General features: G+C 41.1%; 5 protein-coding genes and 1 pseudogene. All 6 read left to right on the top strand.

Annotation, left to right across the window (positions count from 1 at the left end; all coding sequences use genetic code 11):
* Positions 1 to 79: 79 nt before the first annotated feature.
* Positions 80 to 698 (top strand): annotated as a pseudogene (locus tag KGF65_RS16130) (HD domain-containing protein).
* 125 nt (positions 699 to 823) lie between these two features.
* Complete coding sequence (locus tag KGF65_RS16125; RefSeq protein WP_021353390.1) at positions 824 to 913, top strand: putative holin-like toxin; 90 nt, start codon at positions 824 to 826, stop codon at positions 911 to 913.
* A 552-nt stretch (positions 914 to 1,465) separates the two neighbouring features.
* A complete protein-coding gene (gene nrdI / locus KGF65_RS16120; RefSeq protein WP_072533468.1) occupies positions 1,466 to 1,924 on the top strand; it encodes a class Ib ribonucleoside-diphosphate reductase assembly flavoprotein NrdI in 459 nt (152 codons plus the stop codon).
* Positions 1,925 to 1,951: 27 nt separating this feature from the next.
* Positions 1,952 to 4,099 carry a class 1b ribonucleoside-diphosphate reductase subunit alpha gene (gene nrdE / locus KGF65_RS16115; RefSeq protein ID WP_056953169.1) on the top strand — a complete coding sequence of 716 codons (2,148 nt, stop codon included), beginning with the start codon at positions 1,952 to 1,954 and terminating at the stop codon, positions 4,097 to 4,099.
* Between the two features lie 106 nt (positions 4,100 to 4,205).
* Positions 4,206 to 5,132: a ribonucleotide-diphosphate reductase subunit beta gene (locus KGF65_RS16110; protein WP_010623241.1), complete on the top strand. Its 927-nt coding sequence runs from the start codon at positions 4,206 to 4,208 to the stop codon at positions 5,130 to 5,132.
* Between the two features lie 14 nt (positions 5,133 to 5,146).
* On the top strand, positions 5,147 to 6,097 hold the full coding sequence (nrdF, locus tag KGF65_RS16105; RefSeq protein WP_020923860.1) for a class 1b ribonucleoside-diphosphate reductase subunit beta: 951 nt from the start codon (positions 5,147 to 5,149) through the stop codon (positions 6,095 to 6,097).
* Positions 6,098 to 6,124 lie beyond the last annotated feature (27 nt).

Raw genomic sequence — 6,124 nt, 5'->3', positions numbered from 1 at the left:
GCCTCCTTATTATATATAGTAAAGGATACTAAACGAAATAGATTAAATATAGTATATAAAATCATTTTCTAAAGAAAATATGGCCTTTGATCCAACTGGGCATGATTTTCTTCATGCCCAAAGAGTGGCTAAGCTAGCTCAAAAAAATGTATAGAAGATTTTAAAAAAAATGAAACTGATATTGGTCTGTATGTTGTGAAAGCAGCTAGCTATTTGCATGACACCATAGACTAAAAAGTCACTGCAGATAGAATAGACTGAGAGGAGTACGAATTATACTTAGCCATGAGAATATTACAACTCCGGCTAGAGAAGACATTTTAGATATTATCCAACATATGTCATATGCTGACAACATTGAACACCATTATCAGCTTTCTAACGAAGGTAAATGTGTTCAGGACGCTGATAGACTTGATGCACTAGGTGCAATCGGCATAGCACGTGCATTTGCTTACGGCGGGCACGCTGGACAGGAAATATATGATTCCAAAATATCAGTGAAGAAAATCAAAACACACGATGATTATCGCCATCACAAAAGTACAACCATCAATCACTTTTATGAAAAGCTGCTGAAATTAGCAAGTTCAATGAATACCAGAACGGGAAAGCAAGAAGCCAGTCGTCGAACAAAGTATATGCGTGATTTCTTATCTGAATTCCAAATGGAAACAGGTGTAAAAGATGAAACATAATGAGCATCTATTAGATAAATCGTATTTCGAAAAAGTCGCTGCACTTTTTAATAAAGGACAGTCTGATCCCCTGCTAGGTGAGGCCATGTGAACATGGAATAATCTTCAGGAAGGTTTCACAGTCAATGAGCGTCTTCCAGACACTCTCGTTGATGTTGCTGTTTGGCACGTTTTTAATCGCGCTCCTCAGCTATATCGACAAGCACCACAAATAAAAAAGCCGCCCTGTGTAACTTTGGTAGAGGTCACAGGACGAGCTAAAATCGTTTATTAAATTTCTGCCACCGCCTTTGAAGCGGCTTGTCTGATAAGCTCCGTTCACGCAGGGCTTCTTTTTCTTCCCCGCATTATAGCATGCCTTTAATTATCCTTCGACTATTTTAAATTAACTTTCTAATAGTTCTAGGGGACGCACGTTTTTTTGTACTAAAACAAAGGTAAAAACTAGTAGACATAATCAAAATATTTTTTGATCATGAACCGTACAGTGTGCTCTTCTCAATTGATAACAAGGCCTTTGGTGCAAACTGTGAGCTGGGTCCTGGGAGCTTGCTTCCATTCATTAAAAGTCCCGTTTATCGTCTCTTAGTGCAGCTTAAAATACCAACGGTGGGCCCATTTTAGCCACCTCGCATGAATCTTTATATTCAACACAATTTGTAGATCAATCAGATCGTCCACCAATTTGCGCGGACACCACATATAGTGCTATAATGATCGCCTAACCACTATATATAGAAAAAGGGCGATGATTAGTTACGGAAACCATAAATATTCTCTACATCAGTTTGAGCGGCAACACGAAATATTTTATTAGCAGACTGACAACATACTTTGAGAAAGAACGTCATGTTCGGGTTAGTTCAATTAATGTTAAAGAACACCCTGAATTCACCACTCTTGACCAGCCGTTTGTTACCTTCCTACCAGCCTTTCTTAAAGGTGGTAATGGGGTTAATGACGGTTATACTGAAATATTAACCACTATTTTGGGAGATTACCTCGCGTACGAAGGCAATTACCAGCATTGCTACGGTATTATCGGTAGCGGTAATCGTAATTTTAATAAGCAGTTTGCACTCACGGCTAAACAATATGCTAAACGCTTCGATTTTCCTTACATTACCGATTTTGAGCTACGTGGCACCGCACACGACATTCCTCGCATTGCCGATGCCATCTTAACCTATCGCAATCAATTTTGTTTTCAAACAACGAAGGAGTAATCCCTAATGGTAACTAGCACCCCAGAAATGGAAAATACCTATTTTTACTTAAATAACCTCGTAAATATCCCAAGCAACGGAGAAATTCCGCTACATTATGATCAAGAAGCCCTAAAGGCTTATTTCGAAGAGACAGTTAAACCGAAGACCAAGCAATTTGATTCGTTAAATGCCAAGTTAAATTACTTGGTTGACGAAGATTATATCGATCCAAGTATCCTGGAACAATACTCTCACAAGTTTGTGCAGTCCTTGTTCGACCAAATGAGAGACCATCACTTTCGTTTTCGCAGCTTTCTCGGTGCCTACAAGTTCTACACACAATATACCATGAAAACTAATGATGGCCAGCAATTTTTGGAAGACTTTGTCGATCGCGTCGTCTTCAATGCCCTCTATCTCGCTAATGGTGATGAACAACTTGCCAATGACATTGCCGATGAATTGATTTCACAACGTTATCAGCCTGCCACCCCCACGTTTCTCAACGCGGGTAAAAAACGGCGCGGTGAAATGGTATCATGTTTTTTAATCGATGTGGCCGACTCCATGCTCTCAATTGGACGCGGCGTTAATTCTGCCCTTCAACTATCTCGAATCGGTGGGGGCGTCGGCGTTAACCTGTCAAACTTGCGCGCCTCAGGTGATCCTATTAAGCAGATTTCCAACGCCTCGTCTGGCGTTGTACCAGTGATGAAGTTACTTGAAGACTCATTTAGCTACAGTAACCAACTCGGGCAACGGAACGGCGCCGGAGTGGTTTATCTCAACGTCTTCCATCCTGACATCTTACATTTTCTGGATACCAAAAAGGAAAATGCGGACGAAAAAATTCGGGTGAAGACCTTGTCCCTCGGTTTGATTGTTCCTGATAAGTATTATGAATTACTCAAGACTAACGAACCAATGTATCTTTTTAGTCCCTATGATGTCGAACGTGAATATCGTACGCCATTTGCTTACATCGATATCACCAAAGAATATAACAACATGGCCGCTAACCCCAATATTAAGAAGTCAGTTTTTAACGCGCGGAAACTAGAACAAAAGATTTCTCAACTCCAACAAGAATCTGGTTATCCTTACATCTTGAACATTGATACGGCCAACCAAACTAACCCTGTCGATGGCAAAATTATTATGAGTAACCTTTGTAGTGAGATCTTACAGCCTCAAGAACCGTCAAAACTTGATGATGACCTATCGTACAAGACAATTGGCACCGATATTTCATGTAATCTCGGATCAACTAATATCATGAATATGATTGACTCGCCGGACTTCGGTCACTCAGTTGAGGTTGCTGTTCGTGCGCTCACCCTCGTAACTGACACAACCGACGTTAAGGAAGTACCAACTGTTAAACATGGTAACGAACTTTACCACACGATTGGATTAGGGGCTATGGGTCTGCATACTGCCCTTGCACGCCACCAAATTGAGTATGGCTCACCAGAGGCCCTTGAATTTACTGATGCCTACTTCCTAGCTTTAAACTACTATTCACTCGTTACGAGCAATCGAATTGCCCGTGAACGCCACGAAACCTTCGCTAAATTTGACCAATCAAAGTACGCTGATGGCAGTTACTTCGATCAATACTTGAACGCAGACTTTAAATTTAAGAGTACCAAAGTTGCAAAAATCTTCAAAAATATTAAATTACCATCTGTTACAGATTGGAAGGCACTCAAGCAAGCTGTGATTACTGGCGGCCTTTATCATCGTAATAGACTCGCTGTGGCACCGAACGGGTCAATTTCGTACGTCAATGAAACAAGTGCATCACTTCATCCAATCACACAATTAGTAGAACAACGTCAGGAAAATAAGGTAGGCTCAATCTTCTATCCAGCACCTTACCTGTCTAACGAAACTTTGCCTTACTACACACCCGCATATGATATTGATCAACGAAAAATTATTGACACCTATGCCGTAGCTCAAAAGCACATTGATCAAGGCATGAGTCTGACACTATTTATGCGTTCAGTTTTGAAACCTGACCTTTACGAGTGGAAGGACAATAACAATTTAAAGATGACAACCCGAGACCTTAACCGGTTACGGAATTACGCCTGGACAAAAGGCATTAAGTCACTTTATTACATTCGAACGTTTACAGAAGACGATGAAATTAAAACGGCAAATGAATGTGAATCATGCATGATCTAGGAAATTCACTTGGGGTCTTACCGTCCGTTTAACACACCGGCATACGTTATTGGGTCACAAGACCCATATACCCATGAATCCTAATTAAGGAGACGAACAAATAACGATGGACTACTTATACTACAAAGCAATTAACTGGGATGATATTAAAGATAATTTCGATAAATACATGTGGGAACGACTCACCACTAACTTTTGGTTGGACATTCGGATTCCCATCACGAATGATCAAACGGCTTGGCAACAGCTATCAGATACTCAACAACAGGCCATTACTCGTATGTTGGCAGGTACATCAATGTTAGCCGTCTACCAATCAGAAGTTGGTACCCCTGCTATTCGCCACGATCGGCGAACTCAACAAGAAGAATCCGTATTAAACACCATTACCTTTATGAAATCAGTCCATGCCAAAAGCTGTACGACCATTTTCCGGGCTCTGATTCCGGGTAACGGCGGTGAAAGTTTTACTTGGGCAGATGATAATGCCAATCTGCAAGCTGAAATTGACCAACTAGCCCAAATGAGCACTAGCGATATGGCCTTACAGAAAAAAGCCCTTTTTATTCTGACTGAAACTGGGCTCTCGTTTGGTAAATACTGGACAATACTTCAAACACAGGCTCTCGTTAATACTTACCAAATGTTGGCTAATATTCTCCGCGGTAGCGCTCTTTTTAGTGCTTATATTGGTTACAAATTTCGCCTCAGATTTGAAGAACTCACTGTAAGTGATCAAACCGAACTGCAGTATTGGATTAATACACAGTTTGATCAACTCATGCAAACTGAAAAAGACTTCTTAGAAGCTAACCTTGACGATGCCACCGAAGCCATCAATCTGGCCTCCTATGGTGCCAATCATGCATTAATGTCACTTGGCTTTAACGCTGTCTACGAAGTTCAACCGTCTTCACTAGTGGCGCAACTCAAAGAACTGATGATTGATCAAAATCAATTTTTGCAACAGGTAACGGCTGCAAACAATGAATCGGACACTGAAAAAATGACCGATGACGACTACGACTTTTAAGGAGTGTTCAACTAATGAGCTATAAAACAATTAATTGGGACATCATCGAAGACGAACTTGACGAATATGTATGGGATAAAGCAACGGCACAATACTGGCTGGATACGCGAGTACCTGTTTCTAATGATTTACGGGACTGGCGGACACTCTCTGGCACCGAAAAATCGGTTATCAATCGGGTTGTGGGTGGATTAGCCTTGCTGGACACACTCCAATCTGAAGAAGGAGTCGACGTGATGCGGCCAGACGTTCGGACACGAAAAGAAGCAGCAGTCCTCAATGACTTTTTGATGATGGAGTCAATTCATGCCAAAAGCTACGGCACTATTTTGACATCTTTGAACGATCAAGCCACTGTTGACGAAGTATTCAAATGGATGAACAATAATCCCAGAATGCAATACAAAGCCAAACGGATCAATGATATTTATCAAACGGGAAACAACCTTGAAAAGAAAGTTGCAAGCGTCTTTCTTGAAGGAATTTTGTACTACACCAACTTTTTTACCCCACTTTGGTACCGTGGTAACAATAAGCTGGCAAATCTTTCTGAAGTTATCAAACTGGTGATCCGCGATGAATCTGTTCATGGTACCTACCTCGGCTACAAATTTCAATTAGGATATAACGAGCTATCGGCGACTGAACAAAAAACATTCAAAAAGTGGATGGATGAGTTGCTCGACGATCTCCTTGAGAACGAGTTTGCGTTCACCGAAGAAGTTTACGCACCGATTGGGTTAGCGGAAGACGTTAAACAATTCGTTCACTACAACGCCAACAAGGCGCTCCAAAATATGGGCTTTGAATCCCGCTTCCCAAATGCTGAGATTAAAGATATCAACCCAATCGTAATGAACGGAATTTCAACCGAAACGGCCAATCATGATTTCTTTTCACAAGTTGGTGCTGGCTATCTAATGGGTAATGCTGAAGCTATGAGTAGCGGCGACTATGACTTCTAACATAGGCTTCTAGGCATAATTAAAATT

Origin of the sequence: Lactiplantibacillus sp. 30.2.29, from assembly GCF_018991255.1 — a bacterium.
GTDB classification, from domain to species: Bacteria; Bacillota; Bacilli; order Lactobacillales; family Lactobacillaceae; genus Lactiplantibacillus; species Lactiplantibacillus pentosus.
Note: the sequence above shows the minus strand (reverse complement) of the source record. Positions and strands in the feature narration are given on the sequence as shown.